Below are 18,352 nucleotides of genomic sequence, written 5' to 3' on the forward strand. Positions count from 1 at the left end.
ATGATTTCAGCCTCTTTGGGGCCGTTAGCTCAGTTGGTAGAGCAGAAGGCTTTTAACCTTTGTGTCATAGGTTCGAATCCTATACGGCCCACCATTCTGGAATTTAGTTTTAATACTAGCATCTAGAACCATTATTATCTTATAATCCAGTTCGTTGGGCCGTTAGCTCAGTTGGTAGAGCAGGAGGCTTTTAACCTCTGTGTCATAGGTTCGAATCCTATACGGCCCACCACCTAGTAACTGGAGACTAGTATTAGTAACAAAGACGTCCAGATTTAAAACCACCATTAGCTTCTATTCCCTAGAATCTAGTATCAAGCATGCGCTCGTAGCTCAGCTGGATAGAGTACTTGGCTTCGAACCAAGGTGTCGGGGGTTCGAGTCCCTCCGAGCGCGCCATTTAAAATCAAGCACTTAGCTCTAGTTTGTGGCCAAAAAACCAAGTTACTGTGACCAAAACGTGTCTAAACACGTTCAGCCGCAGCCCTAAGATGTGCACTTGAAAGGTGCGCATAACGTAACACCATTTCATAATTAGACCACCCGCCGAGTTGTTGTAACTCATGCAAAGGTGTACCATTTTGCACATGCCAACTTGCCCAAGTGTGGCGTAAATCATGCCAGCGAAAATCATCGATTCCTGCACGTTTCAATGCTTTAAGCCAAGCATGGTTATTGCAACGAGTTACGGGATTGCCATTGTATGTAAAAACATACGTTTGGTTTTTCCCGATCTGGGCTTTTAAAATTGAGATCGCTTGTTTGTTCAATGGAACTGGAATGGGGCGTTTAGATTTAGATTCATCAGCATGAATGAGTGCATGTTTTTTATCTAAATGTACTTCGCTCCATTTTAACTGCGTTACATTGGACTCACGAAGGCCAGTGGCTAATGTGAAAGAAGCCATGTCTTTTAAATGCGGTGGTAATTCTTTCAAAAGCCGAGTTGCCTCTTGTTTCGTTAACCACCGAATCCGTTTGTTCTCAATTTTTCGCATCCGAATGATTGGTGGCTTATCCAACCAACCCCACTCTTTGTGAGCACGGTTTAAAATGGCTCGGATAAGTTCCAAAATCCGATTAACAGTTGTCAGTGAAACATTTTCTGCCTCTTTTTTCTTGGCAATAAACTCAATTAAATCTCTATCGATATCACATAACTTTTTTGAACGTAAAAATGGATCTAGCCATGTTAAATGATATTTGTCCGTTACAAGGCTGCGTTTGTGAGCTGATTCATCAATCCACCTCAATACAGCATCCATCCATGTTCTATTCGGCAAAGATTTGATTTTATCTGCTTGCCACAGTTCATGTTTCAGTTGATCATGCAACCGTTGCGCATCTTCCTTTATTTCAGTCCCAGCAGTTTTGCGTACTCTTTTTCCTTGGTGGCGGATATCAATCCACCAAATTCCATCTCGTTTGTAGAGTGCCATTTTATTCTCCTATGGTCACCCTGCGAAGCGTCGCAGCTAGAGTACTTGTTTCTGATGTGCATCACAAGATCTTGCTCAAGAAATATCCAGCTACGGCCAATCTTAACACCAGGGATTTGTTTATTTGCAGCCATTCTTCGTATGGTTTCTTTATGTGCGCCAAGAAATTCAGCAGCTTGTTGAATGTTGAGTGTTTTCATACTTGGTTTCCTTTGCCAAATGCTTCAAGTTGGTCCCTTTCTTAGTATTTAATTCAATAACCATTTGGTATAACTGTACTAGATGTTTTTCTGATGAGGAGAAACTTGGTGGGAGTTCGTTTCCATGATAAATGGAGCGAATATTCTTGATGGTTGCGTTTGATAAAGCGGCTATGTTTTTTAGGTCGTAGCCGGTTGAGTCAAGTAGATACTGAATGATCCCTTGATATATTTGTAATTTTGGGTAATTTTTCATAGCTATGTTCCTTATGTCCTTAATCCATAAATCTTTTATTGAAGTAAGGTTTGGTTTCAGTATCAAGATACACAAACGAAAACAACAACAAAGATAAATATAATAACAATATTGTTATAATGGTCAACATAAATGTTTTAATAATTTTTGTTAATTATTTTGCCTTTAAATTAGTAAGATTTTTTTATACAATTTTGTGATTGCCGATATATAAAGCGTTACGACATGCAGATTGTGGAAAACGAGCAACTAAAACTTGATCAGGCACAGCGGAGTATTATTGCTGAAAATCTTCGTGATCTTTTTAAGGCTAAAAAAATCACAGAAAGCAAAGTTGCTCAGGATTTAAATATCCCTGTAATGACTATTAGGCGATTACTATCAGGTGAAACAACGGATCCCAGAGTATTTACATTAAAAACCCTGGCAGATTATTTTAATGTAACAATTGATAACCTTCTCGAACAAAATGAATCTGGCACGTATAGGTTATCTTACCAAGCTAAGCCACTTTTTATTCCAGTATTTGATTGGTCAAATGCCGCCAATTATGATCAAATTAATTTACAAACTTGGGAGTCTTGGATTCCAGTTACGCTTGGGGGCAAAGAAAATATAAGCCCTAAAGCTTTTGCTTTAGAAAGTAGACCTTCTATGTATCCTCGTTTTCAACAAGGTACAATTTTTGTTATTGATCCAGAATTAACTCCTTTAGACGGAGATATCGTCTTAATTAATATTCTTCATGATCAAGAACTTACTTTAAGAGAGTTACTTATTGATCCGCCTTTATGGCAATTACACTCTATCAATAACGCTACACCACCCTTAAATTTTGCGAAAGAAGAGCATCAAGTTATTGGCGTAGTTGTCTTGACGCTTTTTTATAATAGGAAAATGCTTAAATAGCAGTCTGATGTATTGAAGTTTTTATAATGGAAATAATTAAATAGCAGTCTGATCGATTGAAGGAGCTGTAAGTGTTTCAATGGAAAGAAATAGTGTCTGATCGCTTTTTAAGGAAAATAAAAAAAGTTAATTCAGATCTTAATGATTATGTTTTGTATAAAATTGTTGATTCATATATTGATGAAGAAACAGAATATTTACAAATTCAATGTATTAATACAAAAGCCGTTTTAAGCTATACACTAACGGAAATTATCTACGATATACAAGTGCTTTATGGGTTGCATCCAATCCAAGGATGTTTCATAGGATTAGAATATGGCAAGAATTTAAGAACCCCTAAAGAACATTCAAACCAAATACCCCCAAAACATATTTTAACCCGAAGCTCTTTGTGGCGATATGGAAAATATAATCTTCTCTATCAAGATAGAAGTGGCTATATAACTTTTGAGTCAAGAGATGGCAGTCATAATAATGTTTTAACGATGGACCCAAGAGATATCGCTTTAACAAGAGAAATTATTACTGAATTTGATGTTTCACAGGCATTTTATATTGGAGTTTTCACTGGCTTAAAATTAGCTAGACTACACGAGCCTAAACGAGTAGCACAAAATTATTTAAGGTTAGTAAAAGGATAGTGAAAACATGAGCATTAGTATACAGCGCCAAGCTTTCATTGAAAATTTAATGGGATACAGAGTATTGATAATACTTTGTATGTTCTATATGAGTATTATGCTTTGTAACGCTGTTTTAACAAATCGATATGTTGGTACAGATCTACTTTTTGTATTGGGCGGGACGTTGACTTCGCCATTTGTATTTATTTTAGATGACATTATTGCGGAAATATATGGATTTAAAATTACACGCGCTGTGATTATTGTAGGATTTCTAGCTCAAACATTGTTTGTTATTGTATGTCAATTGATATTGTGGGCTCCTTCCCCTTCCTTTTTTAAGGGTCAAGAGGCATATGCTCATGTTCTTGGTTCATCCTTATTAAGGATCAACCTCTGTGGATTTATTGCCTACATTATCGCTAATTTAGCCAATTCATACCTCTTGTCTCGGTGGAAAGTTCTTGTGAAGGGTAGATATTTTTGGTTAAGGAGTTTGGGCTCTTCTACTATCTCTGAGGCACTTTATTCGTTTATTGCCATCATTATGATGGAGTTAGCCTCTATTCCACTAAAAAACATTTTACAAGTCGCAGCAATTAGCTTTTCGATAAAAGCGATTTATAGTATTGTTTTTGCCGGGCCAGCAAATGTTTTGGTCAATTATCTTAAAAATCTGACGGGTATAGACGTTTATGATTTTCCTGAAAAATTTACTCCTTTTAAATATTTGAATGAAACCTCGGAGCCACTTGCATGATTGAAAAAATTGTTTCTGGCGGTCAGACAGGCGTTGATCAAGCTGCACTTTTAATAGCATCGGAATTAGGTCTTGAAGTAGGCGGTTGGTGTCCAAAAGGAGGATTAGATGAAAATGGCGATTCCATTTTGGAAAAATATGAAAGCATGGAAGAGGCATCTACTTCTGTCCCAGATGAAAGAACAAAACTCAATATCCGAGACTCAGATGGTACTCTAATTATCGTTCCTAAATGGCCTTTGCCTGAACGTATAAAGGATGGAACAATCCTCACTATTGAAGATGCGAAACGACAAGAGAAACCTTATTTTATAGTCGATTTATCATCAAATCCTGACATACATGCAGTACTTGAATGGGCAACTAGCCATGATATTAAAGTATTGAATATAGGCGGTCCAAGAGAATCTAATAGCCCAGGGATTTATGAGGATTCATGTGCCTTATGCAGAGAGCTTTTCGCTGCATTTAAGCCGAGAATTGGGGTTTCTCTTTAATGCTGAATAGTAAAAAACTTATAAAATGATATTGGTATAATTAATTGCCTATAATTTGTTAAGAACTTGTGCCCTCATAGATTACAGTAAACCTTGGATGGAAACATTTGTGTCAAGGAGTTTCATGCTTATAAGTTGAATATTATAAATTTAGTTTAATTGGAGAAGCTCTTTGTATATTGAAGCCGATCAAATCATCTATTCTCCCTCGGATTTAACTTTATACCTGGAAAGCCCATTTGCTTCATGGATGGAGCATGCTGCTTTGCATCGGCCTAAAATGCTCGAACTTGCTAATGAGGCAGATGAATTGCTGTCTGTCCTACAACATAAAGGTATGGAGCTTGAGCATAAGATTTTAAATGATTTTATTGTATACATCCGAAATGCACGGTATTTATTTTGGCTATACTAAAGCAATAAGGCTAAGGAGAGCCACATGTTCAGGTCTACATTGAGAATTATATTTTTTATTTTAATATCACCAACATTAGCTGTAGCTGAGGTGCCTGAACATCAGGAACGGCTCTCAGAATACAAAATTGCCTTCAAAAAACTCATATCTGCAAAAAGTATAGAGTGCTATTTTCCTCAAGGCGTGCTTGCAAATTGGAAAGGAAAAACAATGGTACTAGAAGAAGATCGTTTCTCTAACGCGGTTCATTTTGACAATATTGACATTTCAGGTAAAGGACGGGCTAGACTAATAGGAAATCTGGGGGCTACGGATGTTCTAGCTTTTGCAACACCAACTGGAATTACTTTTATCGAAAAAACAGATATAGGAAATTTTATATATACAACTATTTTCCCATCATATTTAGGAGATAAAAAAATTAATTCTGAACCCCAAAAAAATACATTTCTTTTCCAAGAAGCTTATATTGCTGTTACTTCGCGTCATGGTTATCATCCAATTACTGGAGCAACGCCATCCCAATTCCATGGATATTGTAGGATTTTGGAATAAATTAGCTGAGAGAGAGAAAATACCAGAATTTAAAACTTATTCGAAAGTAAGCGATTAGATGTTTGATGAACTGGTGATACATATGAACCAAGAACAATTTGAAATAGCCAGGATAAATACGCTCCTCCATTCAAGAGCTGTCGAGACAGATTCTTTATTTGCCGAATCGGCGTTTATTGAGATTTTGATTAGATTGAATGACCTTTTAAATTTTCTGAATTCTAATGGGAAAAGAATCAAATTCACTGAAGACGTTGATATTCAAAATGGCGTAAATGATATAACTGCTCTTGTTCGTGAACTACGAAATGCAGCATGCCATGTAAGAAGCGGCAATAGGCGCATAGATACAAATAACTTTGTTTTCAATAGATTCATAGGAGATGTCCCAAACGGCATCAATATGGGAGAAATCGTTATGGGATGTAATTACAAAGACGACATAGCTTTATATTACGGACCATACCGTATTTACTTGAATCGGCATATCCGGAGATTGGTTAATGAGGTGTCTAATTTATTAAAATAGCATGAGGTCAACTCAATGTATAATGTTTATTTCTCTTTGAGTCTAAAAATTTAACTGGAGTATATTCGTTTCCCTGTTTGCGAAAAATAACCCAATAACCAAGGGTTGAAGCTTGATTTATTTTATGCTCTACTGCCTCGATAGTGTCACCTTCGTTTTTCTGACTATACACTTTCAGTCCCACGTCATCTACACTAAGTAAGTGTCCCACAAAATTAGCCATGTTATGCCTCCTGCATTAATGTAGCTGTTCAATTCCAAAATTTTAATACTCCCAGCATATACATCACTATCTTTCCAAAACCATCTATCACGATAATCCCCATTTTAAAGCACTCTTATGATAATCAAAGCAACCCCAATAAGCCTATGCATAAACGATTGGGATATTCTAATATTAGCCCAGTTTTCATTTGTTGAGAGTAATTCATACTCTAGTGTTGGTTTGGCTACCGATAATTGTTTATATCGGCGTACAGTGACCTCGTTACTATCCTGGAGGTGTACAACGATTAACCCGCCTGGCCGAACAGAGTGATCCGGATCAACAATCAAAATATCCCCTACATTAAGCTCTGGCGCCATGCTGTCATCCTGCACGCGCAATGCAAAAGCATTTTCGCCTAATTGCTTTGATAACTCAGGACTAAGTGGAATAAAAGAAACAGAGTCATTCTCAAGGTCATCCTTTATCGCTTGAATATATGTTTTAGGATCACAAGCTTGTTGTGCATTGAGCAAAGGTACTAATGCACCCAACCACGGAAATTCCTTCTTGATTTGTTTATCATCAGTCAAACACATCAAATATCCAGGGGCTATATTTAACGCCTCTGCCAATTGCTTAATTTCGCCAGGCCCAGGTGTTCTTATTCCTCTTTCCCAGTTATTAATACGGGAGGGTTTTAAATCATCAGTAAGCTCAGCAAGTGCTTTTCGTGTCAATCCCTTAGCTTTACGCTCTTCAAAAATACGCTGACCAATCTTTTCTTTGATGTTTATCACTGAAAATACCTTTTCTCAAAATAAAAAATATAAATATTGACATTAAACCCTATGTGCAATATTGTCATATTTAATTGCACGTTAAGTGCAATATTATTGTGATTGTCTACGAATAAAGATAACACACAACAAAAATAATAACGAGATGTATAACCAGGAATTTTATCAATCATGGATTTTATGGTTAACGGTGAGGAGCTTGAGGCACTTTATGGGTTGCCTCACGCACAACAACTTGCCTATTTAAGAGGGATAAGACCGTATATGGATGTTAAAACAGGAATTGTTGGCCTTAAGCGAAGAATAAGCCTGCAATCAATCGCAGAAGAACTGTTCATCCAGCCTCATCAGGGCGTGAAAGGTGAAAAATATTCTCGTGCACAAGCTCGACGAGCTTTGGCTGCTTTGGAACGTGTCGGATTAATTAGCTTGCAATCTGAAGAACTGCAACTGATTTTAAAATGCAATTTAGCAACCTTGGGTTATTTTACCCAAAATAAAGTAGTCACAAACCCGTCACAGAAAGCCGTCACATTTTGTTCGGCGCAATCCATTGAAAATAAAGGGTTTTATAACGATTCATCACAAAATCCCGTCACAACAGATACCCCAAAAGCCGTCACACCTCTTATAAAAGATAATTATTTATATATTTTTTTGCAGCAAAAGTTCGAGCAGTTTTGGGCGCTTTATCCCGAGAAAAAATCCAGGTCACATGCTTGGGACGTATTTCAGCAATTAAATCCCAATGATGCCTTGTTCAGCAAAATCATGAATGCATTGCATAAACAAATTCAACATTACCAACAAAAACAACTTCAAGGAGCCTGGATGCCACCATGGAAATACCCAGCCAATTGGCTTTCCAAGAGGGCTTGGGAGGATGAAGTAACTATGGAGCAGAAACAGGAGATACAACATGCAACAGGTCGCCAAAATACTCGAAATGACTCAGGGCGAGATCCATTCTGGAATCCAGACATCGAGCGTGAAACGCCAAGAACAAACGTCATCGAATTCAAAACAAGGTGAGCAAATTGCACCGCGAATCAACCTTTTGTTTTCCAAGTTCGCGGCATTTTATGGGCATGTCTGGCGAAGTCAATTTAAAAGTGAGGGGTTTATGGAATTTGCAAAAAGGGAATGGCAAGAAGCGTTAAGCCGATTTAGCGATGAGATTTTCAATCAAGCGGTGTTCACCTGCCGCGATTTTTGTGAGATGCCGCCCACACTGCCGCAATTGATGCAGATTTGTCGAGATATTAAAAAGCGAACGTCATTTTGGACGACACAGTCTGATTATACACGGCCTGATTCAGCAATTGTGCAAGCTCAGTTGCAACGATGCAAGGCCATATTAGCCGGTCAACAAAGGGAGAAAAACTGATGCTAATTCTGTATAGAAAAAAAGGCGAGCAAATCATGATTGATAAGGGTTCGATACAACTCAAAGTCATGGATGTGAATGCAGATAACGGGGTGATTGCAATCGGTTTTAAAGCACCAGCTCACGTGGATATCGACAGGGAAGAGATTTTTTGGAAAAAGCTTTTAACGAGTCCAGCAGTAGAGGGAGCAAATCTATGAGTATTCAACCAATCAAGTATCGCGTGATCAAACGCATGAAAAACTTTAAAGCGCGATTACTACTGCTGTTGCTGCTGTCGCCTTCAATTACGCATGCACAAAGCATTGAAAGCATCATCAACCGTACCATCAATTACCTTCAGGGCGGTTTGGCAAGAACCGTGGGGATTTTCTGTATCATCATTTCAGGTTACCTGTGTTTGGTTAGGCAAAAATTTCCAAAAGAATATTTCGTCATGATTCTGGTGGGGTTGGGGATTATTTATGGCGGAGCTTCTCTCTATTCCACGTTAATTGGGTAATTGTGATGAATGATTCAATGCTGGAAGCGCATTTGATATACGGCGCATTAACGAGGCCTGCTACTGTTGGCGGAGTTACGTTTGAATACCACATGTTAAACATGATGGTCTCTATGTGCGCTTTCATTGGATTATCGCCGTTATATGGGCTGATTTTTATCCCGCTACATATCTTTGGCTGGGTTGTTTGTCGTTACGATCAGCACTTTTTTTCGATTTGTGCAAAAAAGGTGATGCATTTGCCACAGATGCCAAACGCACAAGTCTGGGGAGCACGCGCTTATGAGCCTTTCTAAATTGACAAAAATTGCTCGAAGCGAAACAAAAATATCAGCGCTTTTTCCAATAACGCATTTAAATTCGCCGTCTATTTTTGAGTCGCAATCCGGTTTTATGGGATCAGTGATTAAGATTGCTGGCATTGCTTTTGAACTGGAAGACACAGCGAAATTGAATTATCAGCAGTTTTTATTGCATCAAGCATTATTAGGACTAGGTGAGCAATTTATTATTTACGTGACAACTCATCGGAAAAAAAGCCCATGCGTATTAAATGGGAAGTTCAATAGTTTGTTTGCTATGGCCCTCAATGAACATTACCACCAACGTTTTCAAAACCACGATTTATATACAAACGATTTATATATCACAGTTGTACTCAAAGGCGACACTTCAAGCAAAGCTGCGTCCATCCTGACAAAAGTTAAATCGTATTTGAGTCATCAGGTAATGGATATGAGAGAGCAATATCGAGAAAGGGAAATAGCAGCGTTAACCAAAGCAGTTGATCAGTTGTGTTCTAATTTATCTTCATTTGGTGCTCATCTCTTAGGAATAAAAGATGAAGAACTCGGATACAGTGAATTAACGCATTTTTTAAGCTTATGGGTAAATGCTGGCAAGTCATTGCCGTATCAAAAACCGATCTACGGTACACCAATTGCAAACCATTTACCCCAAACATTTAAATCAGAAGCCATCTACCCCAATGGGCATTTAGGACAATATCTTTCTCGATATCAAATTCTTTTTGGGGAGGCGATACAGTTTCAAGGAAATACGGTTGACGATGTGTGCTTTGGTGCCATGCTATCGTTAAAGAAATATCCCACAGCGACTGCATATAGCTTACTCGATCCCTTGTTGTCGTTGGATTGCGAATATATTGCCACGCATACCTTTGCGCCAAGTCCCAAAGATGCTGGGCTCAAAACCATCATGCAAAAACGGTCTAAATTAATTAGTGCTGGGGATAAAGCTTTAAGTCAAATTGAAACGCTCGAAGTATTGGAGGATGAGGTCGCCAGCGAGGACGTATATCTTGGCTTACATCATCATACATTAATGTTGCTCAGTGATTCCCGAGAAAAGCTCAATCACGCCATCTTAGAGATAAGCAAGCAATACGCCACTGTCGGCATTGCGGTAATCAAAGAAGCGCTGGGAATGGAGCCAGCATTTTGGAGTCAAATACCATGCAACCATCATTTAATTACAAGAGCATCTCTCATCACATCATTAAATTTTGTTGATTTTTGTCCACTGCATAATCTGCAAAGTGGCGTTAAAAATGAAAATTTCTTAGGTGAGGCGGTTACATTGTGTGAGACGCCAGCACGTACGCCTGTGTTTTTTAATTATCACAGTAAAGGTTCCAAAACCAATCCATCAAAAGGGCATACGGCCGTTTTTGGTGGCAACAATGCCGGCAAAACAACTCTAGTCAATTTTCTTGATGCCCAGATGGGGCGTTATAACAACCGCAGTTTTTATATTGATCGGGATGAGTCTTCTAAAATCTACATTCTAGCTAGCGGCAACAGTTGCTACATTAAAATTGCACCAGGTGCGAAGATTGCAATGAATCCTTTGATGTTGCAGGACACGCCAGAAAATCGCTCTTTTTTAAAAAGCTGGTTTGGTGCGCTGATTATTGAGCCTTCAGAAATTAGCCTTCCAAGTCAAATTACTGAAATCGTCAATGATTGCATTGATTATGCATTCGACGCTCTTGCCCCCGAGTTTCGTACGCTTAGCAATGTCAGCAAGTTTTTACCGATGAATTTTCCAAGGTGGCCGCATCTTCGCCAATGGTTAAAAAATGACGGCAACAACACCGACGGGGAGTTTCATTGGCTTTTTGATAATGAGGCTGACAGCCTTGATTTTAATTTCGACAAGGTAGGATTTGATGTTACCTATTTAATGGATTGTATTGCTCCGACTATTGCAAGCCCTGTTTATCTTTATTTAGTTCACCGCATGCGCCAATGTCTGGATGGCCGCTTAACCTCTTTTGTTATTGATGAAGCCTGGCAACTTTTTGCATCCCCTTTTTGGGAAAAATGTCTCAAAGAATGGCTGCCGACCATTCGCAAGAAAAATGGTCATTTTATTTTCATGACGCAATCAGCCAAAACGGTGACAAGTTCTGCCATAAATCATGTCGTCTTGGATAACCTTGCCACCATGATTGTTTTTCCAAATCCAATGGCAGAAAGAGAAACATACATTGAACACTTAAAACTTCGTGAGGCGGAATATCAAGCCATTAAAGACAATACACCAGAGTCGCGCATATTTCTTTATAAGCAAGAGCAGAAATCAATGCTTTGTAAGCTTGATTTAAACGGCTTACAAGAGTTTATTCGTGTGCTTTCCGGCAATACTCAATCGGTGAAATTACTAAATGAAATTATGGCGAAAGCGGGCAATGCTCCCGATGTCTGGCTACCTGAGTTTTTTGAAAGGAGTTCCGGATGATTCGACGCACGTGTCTTTTATTGATATTAGGACTCCTGGCATCACCTTCCTATGCTGATCTTCTTGGCGTGGAAGATGCGGCTTTACTTGCAAAAACTATAGAACAATTACAAGTACTAAAAAACCAGTACAACACATTAAAAAGAACCTATGAAAATTCAAGCGCTCAGCTCAATGCCATAAAGGAAATGAAAAAACAAAATAAAGGACATTATGGTTTTGGAGACTTGAACAACGGTTTAGATACCCTACAAAGCTGGCAATCTCCTGCAAGCACCTGGTCTGATGCATTGCGTAATTTATCAGGCGGTAATCCGAGCCGCTATCAAGCTTTGGTTGAAGCTTACGAAAAAAATCATCCAGCATTAGATGAAAATCAGTATGCACAGAACACAACCCCTGCCCAGACTGCCCGTTTCAAGGAAGATAAGGCGGTGAATCGTGCAGTACTGGTACAAACCACAGATAGTTATAACGAAATAAACCGCCGAATGAAGGTTTTACATGATCTATCCAAACAAATTGAAAAAACTGACAACACCAAAGGCGCCATCGATTTGAATTCAAGGCTTATAACGGAACTTGCCTTTATCCAATTAATGAGTCTTCGCTTGCAAACACTGATGAATCAGCAAGTCGCACAAGAGAGTTTAGCCGAACTACAAGACCGAGCTGAAATGGCTAAATTTAACTGTTTAACGTCTAAATGAGGTGCTTGATGAAGTATAAATTAATACTGATTCTCTTATCTTTGCCTGGTCTTATCACAGGATGTAAGCCAGTACCTGAATTATCTTCCCCGTGCAGTGATTTTGGCAGATTTTGTCCGCAGCAACCTATTAATGAACTACCTACAGGAGTAAAACCATGCGTAACAAAATAATAATCGGATTTAGCATCTTATTTTTAACGGCGTGCCACCATGAAAATCCGCTAAAAACTCATTCTAAATCTGAAAGTGCCACCTTTTTAATGAACGCCTCCGCAAATGCAGAAAAGCGGTTGCAGTTTTCAATGAAAACCGATGAACGTGGTTATGGGTACTTGGAGTGCATGGAAGGTAAAAACAATTCTGAAATTGATTGCGCCAAGCTTTTTACCAGCATCGTGCAGTTTGCAAAGGAGGGGCATTATGCGGGTTTTAATTCACTCACACTGGCTGATTTAATCGATAAAAACGTTTTTGACAGATTAGGGGATACTTATGCAGAAGTACTGGTATCCACATGGCCGACTTATTATCCAGAGAGAACATGATGGCATTAGATACCTTTCTCGTGAATCTGGCGAGTGAAATCGATAGGTTGACTAGTCATTTTGTGTTTGATGGATACACAGCCCTAGCTGAGCTATTAAAAGCCCCCCTTGGCGCGATGATTGTTCTTTATATTGTGCTGATGGGCTATGCCACGGCACGTGGTCTCATTAAAACCCCGCAGCAAGAATTGCTTAAATTTGTCTTTAGAGTCGGCTTTATTTACATGGCTGCTATGAACTGGGGTTTTTTTGCGTCCTACATTAAGGATTTATTTGTGGTGAGCAGTGAAGCGATCTCCACCACGTTAATGCAAGCAGTACATTCTGAATTTCGCGTAGGAACGATTAATCAGGGGTTACAAAACGTTTTAAATGACGTGCTTACCTTGGGCGGTTCCCTGTTTGAGGTCGGTTCTTTTAGAAAGTTAACGCCTTATTTTGCTGGGATTATGGTCTTTTTATCAGGCTGTATCACCGTGGGATTAGCCTTTATTGAAATCGTCATTGCAAAACTCATGCTTGCAGTCACCTTATGTACGGCCCCTCTTTTCATTTGTTTCACTGTATTTGATCAAACCAAAAGCTTTTTTGAGCGCTGGCTGGGTGTGTTGGTTGGCTTTTCTTTGGTGTTGGTTTTCGTCTCAAGTGTGATAGGGCTTAGCACCCACCTCTTGCATTGGGTCACCAATAGCATGCTAAACAATCCAGAGCAAATGAAATCAGCAATCTGGGTGCCCATTTTTATTGTCGCAGCACTTTGTGTGATGGGTATTACCCAAGCAGCCAGCATTGGAAAAAGCATAGGTGGCGCATTATGTACTTCGGGCGGTGCGGCCATGATGGGCGGGTTCGTTGGTGCAAGTTTAGGTGCTGTAGCGTTTCCCGCGGGCGCGGTACAAAAATCGCTTCAGGCTGTGCGAAGAGGCACGCAAACCTCGTCTGGCGCGTTGCAAACTGGCAAAGCAGCCTTGGCTGCAAGTCAAACACACGTACGAAATATGCAACAATATTTTAGGAGAAGCAAATCGTGAGTGTAGAAAATTCGCTTAATGCTTATTTCAAGCAAGCAAGGACGTGGGCAGATGATCAGTTTGGGCGTGTGTCGCTTTCACGTAAACGGTATCAGGTAGCTTTTCTTACCGCTATGGGATTGAATATTGCCTCAATGTTTGTGATTGGCGCATTGGCTCATTATCAAACTTTAGTGCCTTTATTGGTTCATCATTATGATAATGGTGTTATCACAATAGAACCTGTATCTCAGAAAAATGCGCCTATTAATCGCGCGCAAATCGAAAGCGACATCGTACGCTATATTCAGCATCGAGAATCTTATGAGGCGTCGAGTTATCGGGCACAATTCAATCTCGTGCATTTGCTTTCTTCTGCTAACGTTGCAAAAGAATATACTGAAGAACAAAGCACATCGAATAAGCTATCGCCGATTAAGCTTTTAGGCAGTATTGGAAAGCGTGAAGTACATATTTACAGCATCAATTTTTTAGATACGGTGCTTGAAAATGAGAGTGATCTTCATCGGGATCATCACAATCTAGCCGAAGTCGTTTTCAGCCTAACCGATACGGATAAAGTAACAGGCAAAACCTCCCAATCTCATTACAGCGCATTAGTTTCCTGGCGTCATAAAAATCCACCTGAATCACCCGAAGATCGCTGGCAAAATTGGGATGGCTTTGAGGTGATCCGTTATTCCAAATCGCCTCGCTCAATGGAGAAAATTCTATGAAAAAGATCGCCACAATACTTGTTTTAAGCTGTATTACAGCAGCATTGCAAGCACAAAATAATCCTTCTAATTTTCCTACAGACAAGCGCATCAAACAGGTTAAATTTGAAGAAAACAATGTGGTGCCAATTCATGGCAAAACGTTTACTACCACTCAAATTGAGTTTGCAAAGAACGAACGCATTTTAGATGTAGAAGGCGGGGACACAACAGCCTGGATGGTCACGGTTCACCCTGAGCTGCCCAATATGCTGTTTGTGAAACCGACCGCACTAAATTCCAATACTAATATGACGGTAATCACCAATCAGCATACGTATTATTTTCAGATGAGCAGCAATAAAAGCTTGGAATTCAATCCCTTACAGCAGACTTATGCACTTAAATTTACTTATCCTGCCCCAAAGGTTAATCAATCAACCGCATCATCACAGAAAAATCGCGTGCCTAAAGAACCAAAAGCAATCAATATTTCTTATCGATTCAGCGGCAGTAGCCAGCTTGTGCCGCTGCATGTATTCGACGATGGGCAATTTACCTATTTTGAATTAAGTCCGAATAGTCCTGTGCCTGCCATTTTCGCAGTCGATGATAAAAGTGGACGTGAGGCAACTGTTAATACTAGAAGGCAAGGCAAATACCTGATAGTCCAACGCATCGCACCGCAATTTACTTTAAGACAAGGTGGTCTTGTGACCTCTGTTTTTAATGGTCGAGAAATCAGCCGCATTCAAGCCAACAGGAGGCCGCAATGAGCGATAAAAATAAATCAAATGCCTTTGATGCAATCAGTAAACTGAATCAAGTGGCAAAGAACCCTAAGCTTGCCCAATTTAAAGATAAATTGATTTGGGTTGGCATGATTGCCGTTTGCCTGTTAGTTGCACTGACTTCTTTTATGCCTAAGCATGCGGCCAAAGCCGAAAATGATATGCAAGAGAAGCAGGATGTCAGCACGCAACTAAAACAGAACATGGCCTATATTGATTCCTTGAAAGAAAATAAAAAGCCAGTGTTGACTCAAGGCTATCGAGGCGGCGACCCGTATCACCCGCCAAAATTGCGAACATCGACACCAAAAGAAGTATTGAGCCAAGAAACGCTAGCCCGTATGAATGCGCCATCTACTTTTTTTAGTACGGCACTCAGCGAGAATCAAACGACTATCGGAAAAGAAAAGAATCCTTCGCATACTCTGACTGGTGATAATCCAAATGCGATATTTTTAAATCAGCAAAGCGATATTACAGCAGTAAATGCCAAACAAATCCCGCACCCAGACTTGACCGTACCCGCAGGTGAGATGATTCCGGCCACGATGGAAACAGCCATCAACTCTGAGTTAGCCGGTATGACCCGCGCCATTACCACACGAGATATTTATGCGCTTGTTGGCAACAAGGTGTTGATTCCGAAAGGCTCTACACTCATTGGTCAGTTTAATTCGGCCGTGACTCAAGGACAAAGCCGGATTTTTGTTGTCTGGAATCGTGTGCAAATGGCAAATGGGGTTATTGTCACCCTACAGAGTCCAAGCACAGATTCGATTGGACGCGCGGGAAGTGGCGCTGATTACATTGATAGGCACTTCTTCGAGCGATTCGGTACAGGCGCTTTACTGTCCGTTTTGGGAGCCTATAGCGCTATTGGTGGGGTGAAATCTCAGGATGAGTACAATTCTGTTGCCCAATATCGCATGAATATTGCTAATAGTTTCCAGCAAGCAGCTAACCAGACGTTCACACAAGATTTGGTGACAAAACCTACGTTGCAAATCAACCAAGGTGCGATGATCAATGTTTTTGTCGCGCATGATCTGGACTTTTACACGGTCGCAAAAAGGATATGATGCTATGACAGCAATGCAAGCTAATGCGGCACCAGGGGCTAATGGGCTGCTCGAGCCGCTTGCCCCTTTTCTCCAGAATGATAATGTTTCTGAAATTCTCATCAACCGTGCCTCCGAAGTATTTGTTGAAGAATGCACAAGCATGAAACGTTATAATTTGCCATTGTTGCGTACTGCGTATTTAAGACAATTATTCACTTTACTCGCCAATGAAAATAAACAAGTGTTAACTGAAGCATCACCCTTGTTATCGGGTAATCTCTCGGATGGTTGTCGAGTGCAATTAGTGATTCCACCAGTAGCCTCTCAATATACTTTGTCCATTCGCAAGTTTACTTTGAAGTCAATGACTATGGATGATTTTGCTGTCACTGGTTTTTTTAATGGTGCGGTAGGTCTAAGTCTTAAAGTTGATGAGCAAATCAAAGATGAACATGAGGTGTTATTGCGCGAGCTTTATCAAACTAAAAATTGGCAGGCTTTTTTGACGGTCGCCATTCATGCAAAGAAAACTATTGTCATTTCTGGGGCTACTTCTTCAGGTAAAACAACGTTTTTAAATGCTTGTCTTCATCAAATTCCATTGGATGAGCGTTTGATAACCCTCGAATATACCTATGAAATAAAAGCTCCGCATCAAAACATCGTACGTCTCAAAGCAGTAAAACAAGTAGGCACGCAGGAAGCAAAACTTACCATGCAGGATTTAGTGCAAGCATCATTACGCTTAAGACCCGATCGCATCATCATGGGGGAAATACGCGGTAAGGAAATATTTGATTTTGTATCTGCATGTTCTACAGGCCATAACGGCTCATTGGCCACGATTCACGCTGATAATCCAAGAATGGCGTTTATGCGCATGGCACAGCTTTATAAATTGAATAACGTGCCTGGCATGAAAGATGAAGACATCCATCAACTTTTGCATGAAGTCATTGATGTTGTCGTGCAATTGAAAAAAACAGCTCATGGCCGTCAAATGACTTCGGTGTATTACAAAGGTATGAATCATGAATAAAGTTAATTTATCCATGCGCATAGCGCATGGTGAAAAGGGAACCTTCTTTAAGGGCTTCGGCGAATATTTTGAGTTAAAGAAAGTTAACAAAAAGTCCTTTGCACTCCTTAAATTTCGCCATACACAATACGCACCGTTTGGTTCAAGCAATTGATTGAATAATAAGGTTTTTTATTAAAGTGGCGAAATTTGGTTGTAGTGCTCAACCACTACAACAGAAACAAGCGGAACTGATAAACACAGGGATTTTAACCCTACAAACGACACTACGGAGGAAATGATGTCATTAGGCAATCCAATCCAATTACGATTAACGCTTGATAAACAGTTTTTGTATCAGGAAGAAGCAGCCAAATTGGGAAAATCGCTTGCCGCTTATTTACGCGATCGATTAGATAAAAGCGATGAAACGATGGAAGCCATTACCAGCCTGCGGCGCGAAATAACCAGTTTGCGTTTAATGGTTGAAGAAACCACCGAAGCAAAATCGAATTTCTCCACCACCCAAGGGAACGTTAACCCAGCTTTATTTGAAATTCTGCTTTTGTTGAGGCAGTTGTGCAGACCTGAGCAGCTCAAAATTGCACAAGGAGAATTAAATCGGTTGGGCTATGAAGTCAAGCGGTGGTAAGTAG

27 protein-coding genes and 3 tRNA genes are annotated in these 18,352 nt (G+C 39.8%); 25 read left to right on the plus strand and 5 right to left on the minus strand.

Features of this window, described 5'->3' with window-relative positions; all coding sequences use genetic code 11:
• The first annotated feature begins 18 nt into the window (after positions 1-18).
• From E1O41_RS04640 to E1O41_RS04650, 3 genes are all read left to right on the plus strand, one after another.
• Positions 19-94, plus strand: a tRNA-Lys gene (locus E1O41_RS04640).
• Positions 95-156: 62 nt separating this feature from the next.
• Positions 157-232 (plus strand) — tRNA-Lys (locus tag E1O41_RS04645).
• Between the two features lie 90 nt (positions 233-322).
• A tRNA-Arg gene (locus tag E1O41_RS04650) sits at positions 323-399 on the plus strand.
• Between the two features lie 65 nt (positions 400-464).
• On the opposite strand, the gene E1O41_RS04655 is transcribed toward E1O41_RS04650, so the two are convergent.
• From E1O41_RS04655 to E1O41_RS04665, 3 genes are read right to left on the minus strand one after another with little or no spacing between them, the layout of a single operon-like run.
• On the minus strand, positions 465-1,439 hold the full coding sequence (locus E1O41_RS04655; RefSeq protein ID WP_131776152.1) for a tyrosine-type recombinase/integrase: 975 nt from the start codon (positions 1,437-1,439) through the stop codon (positions 465-467).
• Positions 1,352-1,639: a helix-turn-helix domain-containing protein gene (locus E1O41_RS04660; RefSeq protein ID WP_131776153.1), complete on the minus strand. Its 288-nt coding sequence runs from the start codon at positions 1,637-1,639 to the stop codon at positions 1,352-1,354. The genes E1O41_RS04655 and E1O41_RS04660 overlap by 88 nt, the downstream gene beginning before the upstream one ends.
• Positions 1,608-1,895, minus strand: coding sequence for a hypothetical protein (locus tag E1O41_RS04665; RefSeq protein ID WP_131776154.1), 288 nt, complete (start codon positions 1,893-1,895; stop codon positions 1,608-1,610). Before E1O41_RS04665 ends, E1O41_RS04660 begins: the two co-directional genes overlap by 32 nt.
• 225 nt (positions 1,896-2,120) lie before the next feature.
• On the opposite strand from E1O41_RS04665, the gene E1O41_RS04670 reads away from it, so the two are divergent.
• The 7 genes from E1O41_RS04670 to E1O41_RS04700 all read left to right on the plus strand — a co-directional run bounded on the left by E1O41_RS04670 (position 2,121) and on the right by E1O41_RS04700 (position 6,186).
• Positions 2,121-2,804: a LexA family transcriptional regulator gene (locus tag E1O41_RS04670; protein ID WP_131776155.1), complete on the plus strand. Its 684-nt coding sequence runs from the start codon at positions 2,121-2,123 to the stop codon at positions 2,802-2,804.
• A gap of 71 nt (positions 2,805-2,875) precedes the next feature.
• Positions 2,876-3,448, plus strand: a complete 573-nt coding sequence (locus tag E1O41_RS04675) for a hypothetical protein (protein ID WP_131776156.1) — start codon at positions 2,876-2,878, stop codon at positions 3,446-3,448.
• A 7-nt stretch (positions 3,449-3,455) separates the two neighbouring features.
• A complete protein-coding gene (locus E1O41_RS04680; protein ID WP_131776157.1) occupies positions 3,456-4,190 on the plus strand; it encodes a queuosine precursor transporter in 735 nt (244 codons plus the stop codon).
• Positions 4,187-4,687, plus strand: a complete 501-nt coding sequence (locus E1O41_RS04685; protein WP_131776158.1) for a putative molybdenum carrier protein — start codon at positions 4,187-4,189, stop codon at positions 4,685-4,687. Before E1O41_RS04680 ends, E1O41_RS04685 begins: the two co-directional genes overlap by 4 nt.
• Positions 4,688-4,859: 172 nt before the next feature.
• Entirely contained in the window at positions 4,860-5,102 is a 243-nt protein-coding gene (locus tag E1O41_RS04690; protein ID WP_131776159.1) for a hypothetical protein, read from the plus strand.
• Between the two features lie 24 nt (positions 5,103-5,126).
• Entirely contained in the window at positions 5,127-5,657 is a 531-nt protein-coding gene (locus E1O41_RS04695) for a hypothetical protein (RefSeq protein ID WP_131776160.1), read from the plus strand.
• An 82-nt stretch (positions 5,658-5,739) separates the two neighbouring features.
• A complete protein-coding gene (locus tag E1O41_RS04700; RefSeq protein WP_165481104.1) occupies positions 5,740-6,186 on the plus strand; it encodes a hypothetical protein in 447 nt (148 codons plus the stop codon).
• 7 nt (positions 6,187-6,193) lie between these two features.
• On the opposite strand, the gene E1O41_RS04705 is transcribed toward E1O41_RS04700, so the two are convergent.
• Entirely contained in the window at positions 6,194-6,409 is a 216-nt protein-coding gene (locus E1O41_RS04705; RefSeq protein ID WP_131776162.1) for a hypothetical protein, read from the minus strand.
• Positions 6,410-6,513: 104 nt separating this feature from the next.
• Positions 6,514-7,191, minus strand: a complete 678-nt coding sequence (locus tag E1O41_RS04710; RefSeq protein WP_131776163.1) for a helix-turn-helix domain-containing protein — start codon at positions 7,189-7,191, stop codon at positions 6,514-6,516.
• A 171-nt stretch (positions 7,192-7,362) separates the two neighbouring features.
• Between E1O41_RS04710 and E1O41_RS04715 the strand changes: the two genes are divergently transcribed.
• The 15 genes from E1O41_RS04715 to E1O41_RS04780 all read left to right on the plus strand — a co-directional run bounded on the left by E1O41_RS04715 (position 7,363) and on the right by E1O41_RS04780 (position 18,348).
• Complete coding sequence (locus E1O41_RS04715; RefSeq protein WP_131776164.1) at positions 7,363-8,223, plus strand: hypothetical protein; 861 nt, start codon at positions 7,363-7,365, stop codon at positions 8,221-8,223.
• Positions 8,180-8,578, plus strand: a complete 399-nt coding sequence (locus tag E1O41_RS04720; RefSeq protein WP_229669331.1) for a Vir protein — start codon at positions 8,180-8,182, stop codon at positions 8,576-8,578. Before E1O41_RS04715 ends, E1O41_RS04720 begins: the two co-directional genes overlap by 44 nt.
• On the plus strand, positions 8,578-8,778 hold the full coding sequence (locus E1O41_RS04725) for a carbon storage regulator (protein WP_131776165.1): 201 nt from the start codon (positions 8,578-8,580) through the stop codon (positions 8,776-8,778). The genes E1O41_RS04720 and E1O41_RS04725 overlap by 1 nt, the downstream gene beginning before the upstream one ends.
• On the plus strand, positions 8,775-9,080 hold the full coding sequence (locus tag E1O41_RS04730; RefSeq protein WP_229669330.1) for a TrbC/VirB2 family protein: 306 nt from the start codon (positions 8,775-8,777) through the stop codon (positions 9,078-9,080). The genes E1O41_RS04725 and E1O41_RS04730 overlap by 4 nt, the downstream gene beginning before the upstream one ends.
• A gap of 5 nt (positions 9,081-9,085) precedes the next feature.
• Entirely contained in the window at positions 9,086-9,376 is a 291-nt protein-coding gene (locus E1O41_RS04735; protein ID WP_131776166.1) for a VirB3 family type IV secretion system protein, read from the plus strand.
• Positions 9,363-11,843, plus strand: coding sequence for a VirB4 family type IV secretion/conjugal transfer ATPase (locus tag E1O41_RS04740; RefSeq protein WP_131776167.1), 2,481 nt, complete (start codon positions 9,363-9,365; stop codon positions 11,841-11,843). Before E1O41_RS04735 ends, E1O41_RS04740 begins: the two co-directional genes overlap by 14 nt.
• The gene (locus tag E1O41_RS04745) at positions 11,840-12,553 is read left to right on the plus strand and encodes a type IV secretion system protein (protein ID WP_131776168.1); all 714 of its coding nucleotides are present in this window, start codon (positions 11,840-11,842) and stop codon (positions 12,551-12,553) included. Before E1O41_RS04740 ends, E1O41_RS04745 begins: the two co-directional genes overlap by 4 nt.
• Before the next feature lie 157 nt (positions 12,554-12,710).
• On the plus strand, positions 12,711-13,100 hold the full coding sequence (lvrD, locus tag E1O41_RS04750; RefSeq protein ID WP_131776169.1) for a T4SS-associated protein LvrD: 390 nt from the start codon (positions 12,711-12,713) through the stop codon (positions 13,098-13,100).
• Positions 13,070-14,131 (plus strand): TrbL/VirB6 family protein, encoded by a 1,062-nt coding sequence (locus tag E1O41_RS04755; protein WP_229669329.1) that lies wholly within the window; start codon positions 13,070-13,072, stop codon positions 14,129-14,131. The genes lvrD and E1O41_RS04755 overlap by 31 nt, the downstream gene beginning before the upstream one ends.
• Positions 14,128-14,847, plus strand: a complete 720-nt coding sequence (locus tag E1O41_RS04760) for a VirB8 family type IV secretion system protein (RefSeq protein WP_131776170.1) — start codon at positions 14,128-14,130, stop codon at positions 14,845-14,847. Before E1O41_RS04755 ends, E1O41_RS04760 begins: the two co-directional genes overlap by 4 nt.
• Positions 14,844-15,602 carry a P-type conjugative transfer protein VirB9 gene (gene virB9 / locus E1O41_RS04765; protein WP_131776171.1) on the plus strand — a complete coding sequence of 253 codons (759 nt, stop codon included), beginning with the start codon at positions 14,844-14,846 and terminating at the stop codon, positions 15,600-15,602. The genes E1O41_RS04760 and virB9 overlap by 4 nt, the downstream gene beginning before the upstream one ends.
• Positions 15,599-16,696 (plus strand): TraB/TrbI/VirB10 family type IV secretion system protein, encoded by a 1,098-nt coding sequence (locus E1O41_RS04770; protein WP_131776172.1) that lies wholly within the window; start codon positions 15,599-15,601, stop codon positions 16,694-16,696. The genes virB9 and E1O41_RS04770 overlap by 4 nt, the downstream gene beginning before the upstream one ends.
• A 4-nt stretch (positions 16,697-16,700) precedes the next feature.
• Complete coding sequence (gene virB11 / locus E1O41_RS04775) at positions 16,701-17,717, plus strand: P-type DNA transfer ATPase VirB11 (protein ID WP_131776173.1); 1,017 nt, start codon at positions 16,701-16,703, stop codon at positions 17,715-17,717.
• The gene (locus tag E1O41_RS11730; RefSeq protein ID WP_165481105.1) at positions 17,710-17,871 is read left to right on the plus strand and encodes a hypothetical protein; all 162 of its coding nucleotides are present in this window, start codon (positions 17,710-17,712) and stop codon (positions 17,869-17,871) included. Before virB11 ends, E1O41_RS11730 begins: the two co-directional genes overlap by 8 nt.
• 123 nt (positions 17,872-17,994) lie before the next feature.
• Positions 17,995-18,348, plus strand: coding sequence for a mobilization protein (locus E1O41_RS04780; RefSeq protein WP_131776174.1), 354 nt, complete (start codon positions 17,995-17,997; stop codon positions 18,346-18,348).
• Positions 18,349-18,352 lie beyond the last annotated feature (4 nt).

The organism is Legionella impletisoli, from assembly GCF_900639875.1.
GTDB lineage: Bacteria > Pseudomonadota > Gammaproteobacteria > Legionellales > Legionellaceae > Legionella_A > Legionella_A impletisoli.